Source organism: Meishania litoralis (assembly GCF_042611095.1).
GTDB lineage: Bacteria > Bacteroidota > Bacteroidia > Flavobacteriales > Flavobacteriaceae > Meishania > Meishania litoralis.
The window spans coordinates 712,942-731,374 of record NZ_JBHFPV010000002.1; the positions used below are offsets into that span (position 1 = coordinate 712,942).

The following is an 18,433-nucleotide window of genomic DNA, read 5'->3' on the forward strand; positions in this document are numbered from 1 at the left end:
CTTTTATTTTAAGTTTTGCTTTTTCGTCAAGTAACGTTCTACGATAATAAAAATGAATTATGAAAAAGTTGATACTATTAATGCTGGCACTCGGTATTGTTCAAACCGGGTGCAAGAAAAACGATGACGTAGTACCTACGAAAGAAGGGGAAGCCGTTGAAACTCCGAAAGAAGAAGAACAGGTAGAAGAACCACAGGAAGAGGTCAACGTGGTCGTACAGAACTTCATGTGGCAAACGATGAACCTGTACTACCTATGGCAGGCCGAGGTGCCAAATTTGGCAGATTCTGTATTTCCGACTTCAGATGCCGAAGAAGCGGCCTATGTGGAGTTTTTGTCCTCTGAGCCAAATCCCGGCGCCTTTTTTGAGAACAAACTACTTTTCAGTGAGGACAGGTTTAGCGGTTATAGCGAAAACTATAAGGATTTGACCAATTTTCTTGCAGGTGTTTCCAAAAGCAACGGACTCGAGTTCGGGCTTTCTTTATATGGCTCTGGAGAGGACGTGCTGGGCTTTGTATACTACATTGTCGAAGGATCCGATGCTTCAACAAAAGACATTAAAAGAGGTGACATTTTTGTTGGAGTGAACGGTACCTCCTTGAACTTGAACAATTATCGCGACCTACTTTTCGGCGATTCGGACACCTATACGCTCAATATGGTCGATATAGTCGATAATACACTTGTGCCAAACGGAAAAGAGGTTACCCTGACCAAAGAAGAAGGGCTGGTCGAAAATCCGATACTGGTAACGAATATCATTGAACAGGGTGCCCAAAAAATAGGTTACGTCATGTACAATCAATTTGTCGGGGGGTCAGGTGAGCAACTCAACGACGTCTTTGCCGAATTCAAAGCACAGAACATCACTGATTTAATATTGGATTTACGCTATAATCTAGGTGGTTCTGGCTATACCGCCGCATTATTGGCCAGTCTCGTTTATGACGCCGACGAGACTAAAATTTTCTATAAGGATAAGTACAACGCCAAGATCGAGGCACAATTGGAGCCTGACGATTTCTTGAATTATTTTCTGTCGACAACCGGAACCGTCCATGGCAATTCAAGCATGCCGCTAAACAATCTTAACCTAAACAAGGTTTATGTTTTGGCGACCGACAATACCGCATCGGCAAGCGAATTGGTCATGGTCGGTTTAGAACCCTATATCGATGTGGTACATATAGGTACCACCACGGTAGGTAAGAACCAAGGATCTAACACCTTTGTCGATGACCCTGAAAATGGCAATTTTTATTCCCCTGATCGCGAAAGTGAAATCAATCCTGATAACCAATGGGCAATACAACCCATTATCGTGACCGCTGAAAATGCCGATGGATTTTCAGATTACTCCAACGGACTAATACCTGATATAGAATTTCAAGAAGATATAACGAACCTTGGCGTGTTGGGAGACCCCAATGAACCTATGTTGGCAAGAGCGTTGGCCGAAATCAATGGTTCAAGTACCAAAAGAGAATTTGAGGTACTTATGCCGGTAAACCTGGTTTCGGGTTCCAAACTTTCGAACCCCTTGGCCAGCAAACTCGTTATCAACAAGACTCCTGAAGCCCTAAAAGAAAGTATTAAATCGGGAATAAAAGAATAATCGGCAAAGACTAGTGTTACTCCATATGACCTTTCTTTGTTGTCATTTGTAATGTCTTGTGATAACGTAACGACTATTTGACCGAAATCAATGCTTAGATACACGGGCATTCGAACAATATCTTTTTTTTACGTAAGGTAAATTTTGAACAACCATAGAATAAATATTTACGTAAGTACGTTTATATATTTTAAATGATGACACCCCAAATCTTTATCTTTCTTACGTTGGAATGATAATTGATTACGTGTTTCCTAAAAAAGAAAGTTTAAAAGACAGCTATGAAAAAACATCTAAAGATTTTGAATTTGAGAAAGTTTTTCTTTCTGTTCCTCGCCTCGGGAATCATACTTACCGCATGTAAAAAGGATGATGACAATATTCCCGATGGGCCGAACGCCAATCTCACTGTACAAGATTTCATGTGGCGGGCGATGAACCTGTGGTACTTTTGGCAGGCCGATGTTGAAAATTTGGACGACTCGGTGAAAACCAACGCTTCTTCATATGAGGAATTCTTGGCTACCGAAAACGACCCGGGAGAATTCTTTGACAACCAATTGTTGTTCAATGAGGATCGTTTCAGTTTTTATTCCGAAGACTACAAAGAGCTTACACAGGCCCTCTCAGGAATCTCAAAAAGCAATGGTCTCGAATTCGGTCTGGTGCGTTTTCAAGGAAGCGATGACATTTTTGGCTATGTTCGCTATATTGTACCCGGTTCAGATGCGGCGACCAAGAATATAGCACGTGGCGATCTTTTTACGGGGGTCAACGGTCAAACTTTGAACATTGATAACTATACGGATCTATTGTTCGGTGATGCCGACACCTACACCCTCAATATGGCCGATATTGCAAATAATACTGTTACGCCCAATGACGAGGAGGTGACGCTCACCAAACAACCGAACCTAGCTGAAAATCCTGTTTTTCTTTCAAAGTCCTTTGATATCAATGGTGAAAAAATCGGCTATCTGGTGTACAATGGTTTTACCAACGAATATGACGAAGATCTGAACAATGCGTTCGGTGACCTGAAAGCCGCCGGGGTAAACCATTTGGTGCTCGACCTGCGATATAACCCTGGGGGTTCGGTAAATACCGCCAGATTATTGGCCAGTATGATCTATGGTACGAATACCAGTAACCTTTTCTTGAGACAACGTTGGAACGCCAAGGTGCAGTCACAATTGAACAAAGAACAATTGGAAGATTATTTCAGTGATAAGACAGGTGATGGCTCGACCATAAACACCCTTAATCTCGATAAAGTCTATATTTTGGCAACAGGCAGTACCGCTTCGGCAAGCGAATTGGTCATCAACGGACTAACCCCTTACATGGATGTTGTTCATATCGGGGAGGCGACACGGGGCAAAAATGAATTTTCGATTACCATGGTAGACGACCCCGAAGGCAGTTTTATATTCAATCCGGATAGGGAGAACGAGATAAATTCCAACAACCAATGGGCCATTCAGCCCTTGGTAGGAAGAAATGAAAATGCCGATGGTTTTTCCGATTATACCGAAGGTCTGGTACCTGATATTGAATTACAGGAAGATTTGGCCGATCTTGGCATCTTGGGCGATCAAAACGAACCCTTTCTTGCAAGGGCCATTCAAGAAATAACGGGAGCCTCTGGTAAAAGGGATTTCTCGGTACGTGTGCCGGCCGAAGTAATGACCAGTTCTAAAATGTTCGGTCCGATAAAAGACAATATGGTCTTGGACAAACCTTTGGACCTTAAATTCCAATAAAAAAAAGAGCCCCAACAAACAATGATTGTTGGGGCTCTCTCTTTTACAGCGTGAGTTTCATACCGGCCCTTACATTTCTACCTCTCGTCGTCGACCCTATTATTTCAGTGAATTCTTCGTTCAAAAGATTGGATATTGCCGTAAAAACTTTCAACTTTCCCGGCAATAGATCATGCCCAATATAAAAATCGAGCAAGGAATAACTGGGCAGCTCGACATTTGCAAAAGTCATGAAATCGGTATCGAATCGACTTCCTGTTAGCGAATAGTCGAGAGAAGCGAACGTTCTATTCGAAAACCGGTATCCGGCAGAAATATTTATTTTATGTTTGGGTATGCGTATGGCGGCATCGCCCTTTCGCTCCGTGAAGGTGTAATTGCCCGAAAATTCAAAACGTACAAATGGTTTCCAATGCAATTCAAATTCAACACCTTGGGCATCTATCGTTGACACGGCATTTGAAAAAAGACCCGTTTGATTATCGTACACTACGGCATTTTCTTCCTTCCTATTGAAATAGACACTTGAAAAGCGTAAATCTTGATTTACGACATATTCAAATCCCCCTTCAAGGGTTCTATTCTCTTCAGGGCCCAAATCAGGATTCGCCCCAAAATTCCCAAAAAGTTGGTTCAGGGAAGGAGTAATATAGGAAGTGGCATACGAACCGAGCAATTTAACATAACCCTTCGAAGTTTTCAGGGCGTAAGACGGATTCACATTATAAACCAAGTGACCACCGTATTCTGAATGATTGTTCAACCTACCGCCCAAATTCAAATTGAATCCGTTTTCAGAAACGTATACCAAATTGATATAGGGGTCGACAAGGGTAAAATCTTTTCGGGTTTCAAATTCCGTTCTATCCAATACGTAGTTCAAGCCGATTATGGTATACAGCTTGTCTTGGATATTAAGCTTGTTATAAAGATCAAGAACATAATTATCACCTTTAAAAGAATTCGGATAGGCACTAAAATTCTCGGAAGCATAATCCGCATAGCCCGTGTTCAAGTGCAAAGATCCTTTTTTATAGGCATATTCAGAAGTCGCGCCGATGCGTTTTTGCTTCCCTTTAAAAAGGTACGGGGCATCCATTGGGCCCGAAAATTCGTCGTACTCGGTCTTTAATCCGGTAAGGTTACCATAAATACCCACTTTGAATTTATCGGAGAATTGGTAGCCGACACGTACATCGGTACTATAGGTAGAAAAAACATCTTCTTCATTTTCTGGGGTAATCAGTGCCGAAAGTCCTTCTGAAAATCGGTTGGAGAATGTCACATTATAGGTAAACTTGTCAAAGGTACCGCTCAAGTCGACCCCGTTATAAGCGCTTGAAAGGTTGTAGTTTTGACCAGAAGTGGTCTGATTGGTGCCACGACTGGTTTGAACGTTCAGTTCCATTTTTCTTGGCGAAGCCTTCTTTGTGGTGATGTTGATGACAGCCGTGGCCGCATTTGCGCCATATAAGGTACTTGCCGCCCCCTTTATAATTTCAATGTTCTCGATATTCGCGGCGGTAAGCAACCTTAAATCGTATTCCTGTGAAAATGAGGAGGGATCGCTCACACGAACCCCATCGATCAACACCAATACCTGGCGTCCGCGGCCTCCACGTGCGAAAACACCGAGAACCGCCCCTTCCCTACCCCGGCTACCGGCAATCTCGATTCCGCTTTTCACATTAATGATCTCGGCCACCGATTTACCTTGATTTCGCTGCAATTCATCGTTGCCGATCTTGATCACCGTCTTGCCCGAATTTTGTCGTTCGAGCGCAAAACGTGAATCACTTACCACCACTTCATCCAAATTTTGAATTTTAATGGAATCATTCTCGGCGACCTGGGCGGCCATGTTCGTGCATACCAAAGCGGCAGCACAAAAGCCAAAAAACTTTTTGTTCATTTCGTTTAATTCAATAAACGGGAGCATAGTATGTCTGTACCCATACGTAAACTTTTGTCCCGAAAGTTTAACAATGATTGTTCGCTGCCATCGGCAGCCGAATTAATGGCAGGTCTCCTGACTTGTTCAAAGCTATCCTACCTTCCCATCTTTACTGGACTTCAATCAGTGTCGACAGTGGTTTTGAAGAAAATAGCCCCCTCTGTTAAAGAGGTGCCAAGAAAATTTTTGGCATAAACTTACAGTTGCGGGAACAGCTCCGGATTCTCACCGGATTCCCTTTTAATCCCAACATCCTAAAACATGTCGGGAACCAAATTCAAAACGAAAATAGAACTATTTTTCGTCAATCTTATCCTTCTTTGTCATTTTAATGGCCAACCAGATAAAACCGACCACAAAATGGAGAAGTACGATACCGGCCACGATGTAGACAATGGTGTTCGAATCACCCCTCATATTGTGAATTTTTATCAAAACTAATGACTGCCACCAAAATAAAATGTGACTTTTGTTACCTTGCGAGGGAAAAAGAATACCGGTAATAAACAATCCCTGAGAAGACCCTGATATCCTTTTTTCCCTTTAAACTAAAATTTCGAACACCTTTGAAGCCCACAAAATATATCCTCTTTTTTTTCTGCCTTCTATTTTTTCTGGGATGTAAAACGGATAAAAATCAAAATGGCCATATCGGTAAATCGAACGAAGTCACTCTTATCGATTATGCGAAGGGATTTTCAATTGAAAAATTTGGCGAGAATCTGACTGTCATAAAAATTACCTCCCCTTGGCCCGATGCCGAGGTAGCATTCAAGTATGCCCTGGTCCACAAGGATAAAATGGCTTCAATGACCTTGAACAAAGATGAATACGATGCCATTGTAGCCGTGCCCGTATCGCGTTTGGTGGTTACCTCTACCACACATATTCCCGCTTTGGAGGCTTTGGGCGAATTGAATAAGCTGGTCGGCTTTCCCGATACCGATTATATCTCGTCAAAAAGTGTTAGAAACCGCATCGATAATGGCCTAATAAAGGAACTGGGAAACAATGAGTCGATAAACACCGAGATGACCATCGAATTGAACCCCGATGTAGTGGTCGGTTTCGGAATCGATAACCGGAACAGGGCATACGAAACGTTACAGCGTTCCAATATTCCTGTTGTCTATAATGGCGATTGGACGGAAAAAACACCGTTAGGGAAAGCGGAATGGATAAAATTCTTCGCCCCGTTCTTTCAAAAGGAAGCAGCTGCCGACAGTATTTTCAACAAAACGAAAAAGGCTTATGAACAGGCCAAAGAATTAGCGGCAAATGCGCAAAAACGACCGACCGTTCTAAGTGGCGCCCTTTACAAAGATGTATGGTACCTGCCCGGTGGCGATAGCTGGGCAGCCCAATTCATTTCAGATGCCAATGCCCAATATTTATGGGCCGATACCCAAGAGACGGGGAGTCTCTCCCTAGGTCTAGAAAGTGTACTGACCAAGGGCCAAAATGCCGATTTCTGGATTTCCCCATCTCAATTCACAAAATACGGGGAAATGAAAAAGGCCAACGAACACTATTTGCATTTCACTGCCTTTAAGAACAGAAACGTATATACTTTTTCAAAGACAAAGGGTGAAACGGGAGGTTTGTTGTACTATGAACTGGCCCCTCAAAGGCCGGATCTGGTACTTAAAGACTTAATTTATATTTTCCATCCCGAACTCTTGCCCGAACATCGATTATTCTTTTTTAAACCTTTGGATTGATTGTAAAAAACAAGACATATCGTTGGCCTTTTATTGCGATGCTGATAATGCTCGTGATCAGTTTCACGATCAATATTGGCCTCGGCTCCGTATCCATTCCCTTTGATGAACTGCTGAATTCGCTATTTGGGAACTCTGTTGGGAACGAATCATGGGACTACATCATCTGGAACTACCGAATTCCAAAAGCCTTTACCGCGATATTGGTCGGTAGCGGACTTTCGCTAAGCGGATTGTTGATGCAGACCCTGTTCAGAAATCCGTTGGCCGGCCCTTTCGTATTGGGCATAAGTTCGGGTGCCAGTCTCGGTGCGGCACTGTTGATTATGGGCTCAACGGCCATTTCGGGCCTATTGACCTTTGAGTTCGTAAATGACGTTTCACTGGCGATTGCCGCAAGTCTGGGAAGTTTTATGGTACTTCTAGTAGTGGTAATCGTTGCGACACGGGTCAAAGATACCATGGCACTGCTCATCATCGGTTTGATGTTCGGTAGTATCACGGCCGCTATCGTCAGCGTACTTTCCTATTTTACCAATGCCGAAAAATTGCAGCGCTATATTTATTGGTCATTCGGCAGTATAGGAAACCTTACTTGGCCGCAATTGTTATTGCTATCGGTATTGGTCCTTGTTGGGGTATTGCTCAGTGTTCTGTCGATAAAATCATTGAATGCCCTGTTATTGGGCGAAAATTATGCCCGTAGCCTTGGAATCGACTTGAAAAAGTCGCGCTATATCATAATCATCGCGACCGGATTGCTAGCTGGCGGAATTACGGCTTTTGCCGGACCGATTGCCTTTATTGGCCTTGCCGTACCCCATTTGACACGACAGTTGTTCAATGCCATGGATCACAAAATATTGCTTCCGGCCGTAATGATCTATGGCGCGGTCTTAATGTTGCTTTGCGATACCCTTGCGCAATTGCCGACATCGGCCCATGTCTTACCGATCAATGCAATAACAAGCATAATCGGTGCCCCGGTCGTTATCTGGCTGTTGGTACGTAAACGAAAAATGATTTTTTGACCATGGATTCCAAGGAACAACATATTACACTAAAGACAGAAAATCTATCCATCGGATATACGTCAAAGAACAGTGAAATACTTGTTGCCAAGAACATTGATCTTAACGCACAACTTGGCGAATTGGTGGCTATAATCGGTATCAACGGTATCGGAAAATCGACCTTGCTAAGAACCTTGGCCCAAGTACAGCCCAAATTAGCGGGAACCATCAAAATCGGTGAAACGGATCTAAATAATATGAAATCGTTCGATTTGGCCTCCGAGATCAGTGTAGTGCTTACTGAGCCCATCGCATCGAAAAACCTTACGGTCATAGAATTGGTGGCCTTGGGAAGACAGCCCTATACCAACTGGTTAGGTACCTTATCGGAGCAAGATCTCGCCAAGGTAAAAGAAGGCATCACACAAATGGAGTTGGGTTCACTTCAACATAAAAAGTGCCATGAATTGAGTGACGGCCAGTTACAACGCGCCATGATAGCCCGCGCCCTGGCGCAGGATACTCCCGTAATTTTATTGGACGAACCCACCACACATTTGGACCTGTACCATAAAGTACGGATCTTGAAACTTTTAAAACACATTGCAAAAGAGACCGATAAAATCATCATTTTCACCACCCATGAAATAGAAATGGCCATTCGGTTATGTGATGAAATATTGTTATTGGACGGCCATACCAATCCTTTTGGTAAACCTAACGAACTGATTGAAAAAAAGGCATTTGAGCGCATTTTTCCATCAGATACGATTACCTTCGATCCCGACACAGGATCTTTTCGTATTTAAAAGTTAGCACAGGCGTACACTTCTATTTTAAAGGCGATCATGTATCTTTACTTCAAACACCATAAAAGGGAATGAACGAATTTTTGCCATATGTTATAATCGGGGCGATTTGCTTGGCAATCGGCTATTTTTTAGGCAATTACATAAGCGGACTTAAAACAAAATCGAGCCAAAGCGCCCTTCAGGAGCGGGAACAGCAGTTAAAGGCCAATCTCATTTCCTTGGAGCATAAATTAACGGACGCCGAGGAATATAAAACCCAATTACAAAGCGAAAAAGAGCAGATGGGCAACCAAATCGTTCGTTATCAGGCCGATTTGGAAAACCTCGAACTCAAGAACCAAGAACAAAAGGGGGAAGTCGAAAAACTTCAGGAAAAATTCACCAAGGAATTCGAAAACCTCGCCAACAAAATCTTGGAAGAAAAAAGCCTAAAATTCACCGAACGAAACGAAAAGAATATCAAGGATATCCTAACCCCGTTGAACGAAAAGATACAATTGTTCGAAAAAAAGGTAGAGGAAAGCCAAAAGGAAAATATCAGTATCCATTCGGCCCTAAAGGAACAATTATTGAATTTACAGACCCAAAACCTCAAGATTACCCAAGAGGCCGAAAACTTGACGAAAGCCCTAAAGGGCGATAGTAAAATGCAGGGCAATTGGGGCGAACTGGTGCTTGAACGCGTCTTGGAAAAATCAGGGCTTGAAAAAGACCGGGAATACACTGTGCAGCAAAGTTTTACGTTGGAGGACGGCACAAGGGTACTGCCCGATGTAATTATCAACCTGCCCGACGGAAAAAAGATGATCGTGGATTCAAAGGTTTCCCTAACGGACTACGAACGGTTCATCAATGCCGAAGAAGATGACCTAAAAGACAAATTCCTGAAAGACCACATAACCTCCATCCGCAAGCACGTAGATCAACTTTCCGCAAAAAAGTATGAAGACCTCTACGAAATGGAAAGTCCGGATTTTGTTTTGATGTTCGTACCCATCGAACCTGCTTTTGCGATTGCCATAAACAATGACAACTCGCTGTACAACAAGGCATTCGAACAGAATATCGTAATCGTTACTCCATCTACCCTACTGGCTACCTTGCGCACCATAGACAGTATGTGGAACAACGAAAAACAGCAGCGCAACGCCATCGAAATTGCCCGACAGGCGGGGGCGCTTTATGACAAGTTCGAAGGCTTTGTAAGTGATCTGACCAAGGTCGGCAAAAAGATGGACGATGCGAAAAGTGAATACAAGGGTGCCATGAACAAGCTGATAGAAGGCCGGGGCAATATCATAACGAGTATCGAGAGACTGAAAAAAATGGGGGCCAAGGCTAAAAAATCCATTTCCGAACCCCTATTAAAACGCGCCCAGGAAGACGATTTCGAGGAAGAACCAAAACTTAAGCTTTAAACCATGAAAAAAATACTATTTCTTGTAATCGGTGGCCTTTTGGCCCTATTGGCCTTGTATTATGCCTTTATCTATTTTGTTCCTTACAGTGAAGGGGTACGATCGGGCGAATTGATCAAGATCAGCCGTAAGGGCGTTATCGCCAAAACTTGGGAAGGTGAAATTAGCCAAGGTATCTCCGGGGCCCAGATATTTTCATTCTCGGTTCTGGACAAGGACCAGGATGTCATCGAAAAGCTAAAAGAATATCAGGGCGAATATGTAAAAGTCAGCTATACCGAGCGTTACGCCACTTTTTTCTGGTTGGGCGACACCAAATACTTCATCACCGAAGTGGAAAAAGAACGTTCGCCTCATTTTCGCAACTGATGAAACCGATCAGAACCCGAACCAAGTGAAGAGTATTAAAAATGTGGTGAGGTAATGTTGGCGGCGGCGGCTTGATCCATGAACCAAATCAATTTTCCTGATCTCGGATTCACCAAACTGGCGGGATAGTCTTTAAATCTGCCTTTCTTGTCGATTATTTCCCCAAGCTTGACCGCTTTGTTTTCACCAGTGACCAAGAACGCCACTTCTTGCGCATTGTTGATGACCTGACCGGTAATCGTTATCCGTTTTTGTCCCGAATCGGGATGCGTTGCCACTTCACAATATTTTTTGGAATACCATAGATCGATCTCATACGGAAATATCGAGGCCGTATGTCCGTCATCACCCATTCCTAAAATAACCAAATCGAAACGTGGAACTTCTCGACGTTTTGGCAGAGCGTTGCTCAAGACCTTCGAATAACGCCGGGCCTCGTATTCGGGTCTGTTCTCCCCCTTGATCCGATAAATGTTCCCTTTCGGGATATTCAATTTCGACAAGAGATGTTCCTTGGTCATTTTAAAATTACTCGCGTCATCTTCCGGCGTCACACAGCGTTCATCGCCCCAATACAGGTAAACTTTGGCCCAATCGGTCTGATCGGTATAATGCTTGGCCAAGGTGTCAAAAACGATTTTGGGGGTACTGCCTCCGGAAAGTGCGATGTGTACCTCTTTGCGATTCTCAACGAAAGCGATCAGGTATTTTGAGAACGCATCGGCGACTTCTTGTTTGGTACGGTTGATCTTTAAATCCATATTGTACTTTTACGGCCTATTGATATTGCCTTTGGTTATTGGCTTCTTGCATTCAGCTTCCAGCTTCTAGCTTCTAGCTTCTAGCAAATCACGCAAAAGCCCGGGTCATCGGCCAAGTTTTCACTGGGGTTGCGCCACATGCCCAAGCCCTCGATCAATTCATCGGCATTGGTCGGCCCCCAAACTCCCGCGGAATAGCCGTACGTTTTGACATCCTTGTTATTTTTCCAATAGTCCAAAATGGGATCTACAAACTCCCAGGCCGCCTCGACCTCATCGGCACGCGCATAAAGTGTGGCATCGCCCTGCATGGCATCCAACAACAGGCGTTCATAGGCTTCCATGACATGGTTCTCCACCAAACTGGAGTAATAAAAATCAAGGTTTGCCCGCTCTACCTTAAATCCCTGCCCGGGAACTTTTACGCCGAACTTGATTAAAATTCCTTCATCGGGCTGGATCCTGATGATCAATTTATTATCCTTATTGTTCATGCCCGAATCTTTGAAAATCTGATGGTGGGGCGACTTGAAGTGAATGACCACTTCGGTGACCTTGGTCGGCATACGCTTGGCGGTTCGAACATAAAAAGGTACATCGGCCCAACGCCAATTATCGACAAAAAACTTGATGGCGGCATAGGTTTCGGTATTCGATTCGGGGTCGACACCTTCTTCATCGCGGTATCCCTTGATTTTTTCCCCATTGATGACCGAGGCTATATATTGGGCCTTTATGGTATTGTTGTGCAAGGTCTCATCATCTCTCATAATGCGCAACGATTTCAAGGCCTTGACCTTTTCGTTACGGATCTCATCGGGCCCTGCCCCTATGGGAGGCTCCATGATGACCAACGAAACGATCTGTAACAGATGATTTTGAAACATATCGCGCAGCGCGCCCGACTTGTCATAATACCCCCCACGCTTCTCCACCCCACCACTCTCGGCGTTGGTAATCTCAACGTGGTGAATATAGTTGCGGTTCCAAAGCGGTTCAAAAATGCTATTGGCAAAACGTGTGACCAAAAGGTTCTGAACGGTCTCCTTGCCCAAATAATGGTCGATGCGGTAAATCTGTGATTCCTTGAAATAGCGATGCAGGCCTTCGTTCAGCGCTTTCGCACTAGCCAGACTATAGCCAAACGGTTTTTCGACGATCAAACGCTTCCAACCTCGTTTTTCCTCGTTCAGTCCTTGGTCCGCAAGGTTTTTTGCAATGATCTCGTACAGACTGGGCGGTGTCGAGAGGTAGAAAATGACATTCCCACCGGTACCGTGCGCCTTGTCCAAATCAAAGATACGTTTGCGAAGGTTTTCATACGAGGTATCATACTCCTTCCCCAAGTCTTCGTAGAAGAGTTTTTCGGCAAAGCGGTCAATGAACGCGGCATCTGATTCCTTGATATTTTCTTCGAGATATTTGCTTTGTCCGACGACCTTTTTTCGAAAATCATCGTCGGTAAGGTCGCTGCGGCTTACTCCCAATACCGTAAAGTTTTCAGGCAGGTGACGGCCTTGGTACAGGTTAAAAAGCGCAGGGACCAATTTGCGCGCCGTCAAGTCGCCGGAGGCCCCGAAAATGACGAGCATTTGATTATCGGTCTTGTTCATGTGACATGCTAATTTTTGTTCTCCAAATACTTTTCAGGCACTTTTACCCCATTCGAATCCAATGTCCAGACCATGTTGGCGATCCACCAACGGTCGTCGTAAAAAACCAGTTGGTAGCTTGAAATACCACGAACGTTCAGATTCTCGGAATCTTCGGCATGAAAGCTCTGAAAGACCTGGGCGAGGCCATTGTATTCATCCACTACCTTTCCGGTTTCATACTCCAGGAAATTCTTGTCTCGGTAACTCTCTTGAAACGACGCGATAAATTCATCCAACGAAAACGAATCGTAGGGAGTAGTAATCGAATCGCCTTGATTCAGTATGGTAAAGCGAGCGGTCGGTAAAAAAAGGTTCCGATACGCATCCCAATCGCGTGCTTTTCCTTTTTCCCCCGAAACAATTTGCAATACTTCGTTGACAATGGCATCGATGGACTTGACCGCTTCCGTCTGCTTTAAAGATTTTTGTTGTGCACCCAAAACAATTGTAAAAAAGATAAGAAATACGAAAATCGATTTTTTCATTTTCGGAACATAGGCGATTTTAAATATAACCATCATTTATGGGTTTACAAGGGGTATCGAACCAAAACCGGATATTTTCATTTATTTTTGATTTGATGGGCATTCCCACTAAACAGCATAAAGAATTATGGAAGGAAAATACGATTTCGGACTGGTAGGCCTTGGCGTTATGGGGCGCAATTTTATACTCAATGTGGCCGATAACGGGTTTACGGCCTTTGGCAACGACCTTGATACCGAAAAGGTCGACGCCCTTATCGCCGAAGGCGGCGATACAAACAAGGTCAACGCCTCGACGGATGCCAAGGTCTTTGTCGATGCACTTTCGGCTCCCCGAAAAATAATGCTGTTGGTACCTGCCGGCAAGATCGTGGACGCCGTTATTGAAAGCTTGTTGCCCCTTTTGGACAAGGACGATATCATCATCGATGGGGGAAATTCCTTTTTTACCGATACCGACCTCCGGGAAGCCTATCTGCAGGAAAAAGGCATCCATTTCTTCGGGGCGGGAGTCTCGGGCGGTGCCAAGGGCGCCCGTCTCGGGCCGAGCATCATGCCCGGTGGCAACCGCGAAGCCTATCAGCACGTAAAACCGATTTTCGAGGCCGTTTCCGCCAAATACAGGGGGGAACCCTGTGTGGCCTATCTAGGTCCGAAATCCGCCGGAAACTACGTGAAAATGGTGCATAACGGCATCGAATACGGATTGATGCAATTGACCTCTGAAATCTATGACCTGCTCAAAAAAGCAGGGGATTTCTCGAACGAGGAACTGAGTGCCCTGTTTTCGAAATGGAACGAAGGGCGGCTGCAATCATTTCTAGTGGAGATCACGTCAAAAATATTGACCCAAAAAGATGACCTTACCGAAGGCCATCTGGTCGATCAGATCCTTGACAAAGCCAAACAAAAAGGCACCGGAAAATGGACCAGCCAAAACGCCATGGATCTGGGCATACCCGTACCTTCAATCGATATTGCCGTGAGCATGCGCGAAATTTCGGCCTTGAAAGCAGAACGCGTTCGGGCCGATATGCTGTATGACCGCCCCGAAACGAAAAAGCAGGATAAGGTCGAGCTTGAAAAATGGGCCGAAGAAGCCTTGTATTTCTCGTTTATCATCACCTATGCCCAAGGGCTGCATCAGTTGGCCGATGCGTCAAACGAATATGGCTATGAACTAGATATTGCCATTATCGCAAAAATTTGGCGCGCGGGCTGTATCATTCGGGCGGCCCTATTGGCCGATATTACCGAGGCCTTTCAAAAAGACCGATCACTGCCCAATCTCTTGTTATCGCCCACTTTTGTAGAAAAAGTACAGGGCACGGTCGGCTCGGCACGTAAATTGGCAAGTTTGGCAGCCACGAATGGAGTACCCCTACCCGGAATCACCAATTCATTGACCTATTTCGATGCCTATACCGCTACCCGACTGCCCTTGAACCTGATCCAAGCACAGCGCGATTATTTTGGGTCGCACACGTATGAACGTTTGGACCGCGAAGGTATTTTTCATACAGAATGGGAAAAGTAGGTATTGGATAAACCCAACCAAAAGGTACTGTTATCCGAAAATATGAAATGATAAATGGTAATTTTGGTACGGATATAACGAGTTGTGCACCATTTGAAAAACTATCGAACTGAATTAAAATATGGGAATTTTTGACATTTTTAAGAAAAAACAAAAATCTAGTGAATATAGATGTTCGACTTGTGGAGAAATACACGATGAATTACCTGCTCTCGGATTTACAACGCCATTCTACTATGAAACTCTGAATGAAAAGGACAGAAAAGAAATTGCAGATATTTCAAGTGATTTTTGCATAATTACTCACGAAGACCAAACTGACAGATTTATAAGAACTGTATTGACAATTCAAATTAATGATGCTTGTGAAAATTTGGATTATGGAGTTTGGGTGTCTTTAAGCGAAAAGAGTTTTAATGAATATGAGGCTGACTTTAAAAATAATGCTGAAGAAAAAACATATTTCGGAATGATTAGTAATGATATTCCAGATTATGAGAAAAGTACTTTGGGATTACACGTAAACGTAAATACAAGAAAAGGCGGAATTAGACCAGAAATTATTCCGCACCAAAACGAACATAAATTGATTTCGGATTGGGAGAATGGAATCACAATTGCGGAAGCAGAAAAACGAGTAGAACAAATGAAAAAAACGTTGCACAACAAAGATGGCTATAAGTAATTGCTCGTTATCGCCTACTTCTGAAAATCCTCGCGGATTTTCAGTTTGGTGTGTACTTGCAAAGTTAAGTGCTAAACCACGTAAATACTCATAGGTACTGCGTATAAAAACAAGCTTTTTCCTTAAAATTTCAGGAAACAAGTTGATTTATCAAATTGTTATCCTGCGCAGCTTTCAACTTCGCTAAAGCTCCGTTGAACAAAGTCGCCGGCAATGCATCAAAGTAAATGCAACACACCTGAAAGGCCAGACCAAATTGCCAAATAACAACCTTCCAAGAATCCTCGCCATCGACGGGCATCAAGCCCAAACTACAACACATCGCCAGTTAAAAACAACTCGGCCCTGCCAATTAAACTATCTCATTCGGAAATATAAGAGCAAATTGTTTATTTCCTTCTTCTGTTAAATAAGGAAAAATACTTTGACCAACAATAAGTGAATAATCCTCTAATACTCTTTCAGATAAAGTTGAAGATTGAATATATACTGAAGAGAACCAAAAATTACTAATTACCTCTATTCTCTTAAATAGCATCTTATATTCATTTTTCAACAACTCCTCACGTAAAACTCTCCTTTTAATCATTAATTCTACAAGCATTAAAAACTGTTCTTCTCTTTGCTTGGAAAGTTTAGCGTAGTGGTGTTTTATCTTTTGATTGTTCCTTACAATCGTCACAAAATCTAGTAGAAAAAAATGATACTCATAAAGCATGGAAATCATTTGCTTGGATGTGCTAAAGAATGAATTCAATAAATCACCTTCATTTACAACTAGAATATCATCAATTTTTTTTACCAATTGAAAATAGAGCTCTTCTATTATATCTTCACGCTTCTTAAAATGATACTGCAAATTACCAACACTAATATTTAACGCATCTGAAATAGTTCTTAAAGACACTTTTGAAACACCACGTGCATTAAAAAGTTTTAATGACTGCAACAATATCTTTTGTTTGGTCTCACTCATATACTGGCAAAATTAAATACAATAGTACAATTGTACTATTGTATTTTTGTTTTAGTACCTTTGTACTAAATATAGTGCATAAAAATATGATAGATATTATTGGAGCAGGAATAGGAGGATTAACCACTGCGATCGCACTTGGGCAAAAAGGAATTAAAACAAGAATTTTTGAACAGGCGGAACAGATAAAACCAGTTGGCGCAGGAATTATATTAGCCAGCAATGCAATGCAAGTTTATGAAAAGTTAGGCTTGCGAAAAATAATTGAAGAAAATGGAAATGCAATCTCTTCAATGAATATTACCAAACCAAATCTGACACCACTATCCAAAATTGACTTATCCTATTTTGAGAAGAAACACGGTACAAAAAACATCGCGATTCATAGAGGAAAATTACAACAGATATTGATCGACGAGTTAAAATCAACTGAAATCAATCTCGACCATAAACTTGCTTCGATAGTTAAAAACGAAAATGGATACGATTTGAACTTTGAAAATGGAAAACAAGTTCAATCTACAACGGTTTTAGGGGCCGATGGACTTAACTCTATTGTTCGACAAACCATACTCCCAAAAAATAGCATAAGAAATGCAAATCAAATATGCTGGAGAGGAATTGCTCGATCTATATTGCCGATTAAATTTAGAAATGAATTGAACGAAGCTTGGGGAGGATCCGAACGTTTTGGTTTTGTTCAAATCGCAGAAAACAAAGTGTATTGGTATGCCTTAAAATCATTCAAAAAAAATAAGGATGAATTCTCTATCAATAGTTTGCAGCAATATTTCGGCGGTTATAATTCAGTCATTAAAGACATCATAAATTCAACCAAAAGGGAACACATAAATACCGCCGAAATTTCAGATTTAAAACCAACAGATACATGGTTTAAAGGTAATATATGTTTAATTGGAGATTCAGCACACGCAACAACCCCAAATATGGGACAAGGTGCCTGTCAGGCCATCGAAGATGCTTTTGTGCTTTCAGAATGCTTGCACAAATATGAAATTACCAAGGCATTTTCGCAATATCAAAAATTAAGATTGCCAAAAGCTCATCAAGTAGTAAAAGCAAGCTGGCTAGTTGGCAAAATGGCGCATATCTCAAATCCAATATTAATTGGTCTACGTAATCAAATGTTGAGATCAACACCTTCTTCTGTTAATAGAAAACAGAACGAACAAATCTTTCAACTTGCAGAAATATGATAGCAACAATATTATCAATTGTTTTATTTACCATTTTCACCGCACTAGGTTTAATACATTTTTACTGGCTTTTCGGTGGGAAATGGGGCTTTAAAAAGGTAATTCCAACAAAAGAGAATCACAAGAGTACGCTTTCAATTCCTAAATTCGCAACGCTAATAGTAGCTTTGGTTTTACTTCTATTCGGTATGATTTATCTGCCAAAATCTGGCCTTATGGATCTTCAACTTCCAAATTTGGTGACTAAATACGGGTATTGGATAATTCCTTCTATTTTTATTTTGAGGGCAATTGGAGATTTTAAATATGTCGGATTTTTCAAAAAAATCAAGAGTACTGAATTTGCGATAGCCGATTCAAAATGGTTTACCCCTTTGTGTTCGACAATCGGGACATTAGGGATATTGATAGAACTTATGAAATAAAGAACAGATTTAAGAACATACTG

Annotated in this window: 17 protein-coding genes and 1 riboswitch; of the genes, 11 read left to right on the forward strand and 6 right to left on the reverse strand. The window is 42.4% G+C overall.

Annotated features, from left to right (window positions below; translation table 11 throughout):
- Positions 1-59: 59 nt before the first annotated feature.
- Positions 60-1,619 carry a S41 family peptidase gene (locus ACEZ3G_RS12330; protein WP_432425798.1) on the forward strand — a complete coding sequence of 520 codons (1,560 nt, stop codon included), beginning with the start codon at positions 60-62 and terminating at the stop codon, positions 1,617-1,619.
- A gap of 281 nt (positions 1,620-1,900) precedes the next feature.
- On the forward strand, positions 1,901-3,382 hold the full coding sequence (locus ACEZ3G_RS12335; RefSeq protein ID WP_432425799.1) for a S41 family peptidase: 1,482 nt from the start codon (positions 1,901-1,903) through the stop codon (positions 3,380-3,382).
- 43 nt (positions 3,383-3,425) lie between these two features.
- Here ACEZ3G_RS12335 and ACEZ3G_RS12340 read toward each other — a convergent pair whose 3' ends face one another.
- Positions 3,426-5,294, reverse strand: coding sequence for a TonB-dependent receptor plug domain-containing protein (locus tag ACEZ3G_RS12340; protein WP_432425800.1), 1,869 nt, complete (start codon positions 5,292-5,294; stop codon positions 3,426-3,428).
- Between the two features lie 90 nt (positions 5,295-5,384).
- Positions 5,385-5,625: riboswitch (cobalamin riboswitch) on the reverse strand.
- Positions 5,626-5,630: 5 nt separating this feature from the next.
- The gene (locus ACEZ3G_RS12345; protein ID WP_432425801.1) at positions 5,631-5,753 is read right to left on the reverse strand and encodes a hypothetical protein; all 123 of its coding nucleotides are present in this window, start codon (positions 5,751-5,753) and stop codon (positions 5,631-5,633) included.
- A 149-nt stretch (positions 5,754-5,902) separates the two neighbouring features.
- Between ACEZ3G_RS12345 and ACEZ3G_RS12350 the strand changes: the two genes are divergently transcribed.
- The 5 genes from ACEZ3G_RS12350 (at position 5,903) to ACEZ3G_RS12370 (ending at position 10,669) form a co-directional block, all read left to right on the forward strand.
- The gene (locus ACEZ3G_RS12350; RefSeq protein ID WP_432425802.1) at positions 5,903-7,057 is read left to right on the forward strand and encodes an ABC transporter substrate-binding protein; all 1,155 of its coding nucleotides are present in this window, start codon (positions 5,903-5,905) and stop codon (positions 7,055-7,057) included.
- A gap of 38 nt (positions 7,058-7,095) precedes the next feature.
- On the forward strand, positions 7,096-8,088 hold the full coding sequence (locus ACEZ3G_RS12355; protein ID WP_432426068.1) for a FecCD family ABC transporter permease: 993 nt from the start codon (positions 7,096-7,098) through the stop codon (positions 8,086-8,088).
- A 2-nt stretch (positions 8,089-8,090) separates the two neighbouring features.
- Positions 8,091-8,879, forward strand: coding sequence for an ABC transporter ATP-binding protein (locus ACEZ3G_RS12360; RefSeq protein ID WP_432425803.1), 789 nt, complete (start codon positions 8,091-8,093; stop codon positions 8,877-8,879).
- 71 nt (positions 8,880-8,950) lie between these two features.
- The gene (rmuC, locus tag ACEZ3G_RS12365) at positions 8,951-10,300 is read left to right on the forward strand and encodes a DNA recombination protein RmuC (RefSeq protein WP_432425804.1); all 1,350 of its coding nucleotides are present in this window, start codon (positions 8,951-8,953) and stop codon (positions 10,298-10,300) included.
- Between the two features lie 3 nt (positions 10,301-10,303).
- Positions 10,304-10,669: a 6-phosphogluconate dehydrogenase gene (locus ACEZ3G_RS12370; protein WP_432425805.1), complete on the forward strand. Its 366-nt coding sequence runs from the start codon at positions 10,304-10,306 to the stop codon at positions 10,667-10,669.
- 35 nt (positions 10,670-10,704) lie between these two features.
- On the opposite strand, the gene pgl is transcribed toward ACEZ3G_RS12370, so the two are convergent.
- From pgl to ACEZ3G_RS12385, 3 genes are all read right to left on the reverse strand, one after another.
- Positions 10,705-11,430 carry a 6-phosphogluconolactonase gene (gene pgl, locus ACEZ3G_RS12375; RefSeq protein WP_432425806.1) on the reverse strand — a complete coding sequence of 242 codons (726 nt, stop codon included), beginning with the start codon at positions 11,428-11,430 and terminating at the stop codon, positions 10,705-10,707.
- An 80-nt stretch (positions 11,431-11,510) separates the two neighbouring features.
- Positions 11,511-13,043, reverse strand: coding sequence for a glucose-6-phosphate dehydrogenase (gene zwf / locus ACEZ3G_RS12380; protein ID WP_432425807.1), 1,533 nt, complete (start codon positions 13,041-13,043; stop codon positions 11,511-11,513).
- Between the two features lie 8 nt (positions 13,044-13,051).
- Positions 13,052-13,606, reverse strand: coding sequence for a hypothetical protein (locus ACEZ3G_RS12385; protein WP_432425808.1), 555 nt, complete (start codon positions 13,604-13,606; stop codon positions 13,052-13,054).
- 91 nt (positions 13,607-13,697) lie between these two features.
- On the opposite strand from ACEZ3G_RS12385, the gene gndA reads away from it, so the two are divergent.
- Together gndA and ACEZ3G_RS12395 are read left to right on the forward strand one after the other, a co-directional pair.
- Positions 13,698-15,107 (forward strand): NADP-dependent phosphogluconate dehydrogenase, encoded by a 1,410-nt coding sequence (gndA, locus tag ACEZ3G_RS12390; RefSeq protein WP_432425809.1) that lies wholly within the window; start codon positions 13,698-13,700, stop codon positions 15,105-15,107.
- Positions 15,108-15,228: 121 nt separating this feature from the next.
- The gene (locus ACEZ3G_RS12395) at positions 15,229-15,792 is read left to right on the forward strand and encodes a DUF2199 domain-containing protein (protein ID WP_432425810.1); all 564 of its coding nucleotides are present in this window, start codon (positions 15,229-15,231) and stop codon (positions 15,790-15,792) included.
- Positions 15,793-16,144: 352 nt separating this feature from the next.
- On the opposite strand, the gene ACEZ3G_RS12400 is transcribed toward ACEZ3G_RS12395, so the two are convergent.
- Positions 16,145-16,768, reverse strand: coding sequence for a TetR/AcrR family transcriptional regulator (locus ACEZ3G_RS12400; protein WP_432425811.1), 624 nt, complete (start codon positions 16,766-16,768; stop codon positions 16,145-16,147).
- A gap of 86 nt (positions 16,769-16,854) precedes the next feature.
- On the opposite strand from ACEZ3G_RS12400, the gene ACEZ3G_RS12405 reads away from it, so the two are divergent.
- Complete coding sequence (locus ACEZ3G_RS12405; RefSeq protein ID WP_432425812.1) at positions 16,855-17,985, forward strand: FAD-dependent monooxygenase; 1,131 nt, start codon at positions 16,855-16,857, stop codon at positions 17,983-17,985.
- Positions 17,982-18,410: a DUF3995 domain-containing protein gene (locus ACEZ3G_RS12410; protein WP_432425813.1), complete on the forward strand. Its 429-nt coding sequence runs from the start codon at positions 17,982-17,984 to the stop codon at positions 18,408-18,410. The genes ACEZ3G_RS12405 and ACEZ3G_RS12410 overlap by 4 nt, the downstream gene beginning before the upstream one ends.
- Positions 18,411-18,433 lie beyond the last annotated feature (23 nt).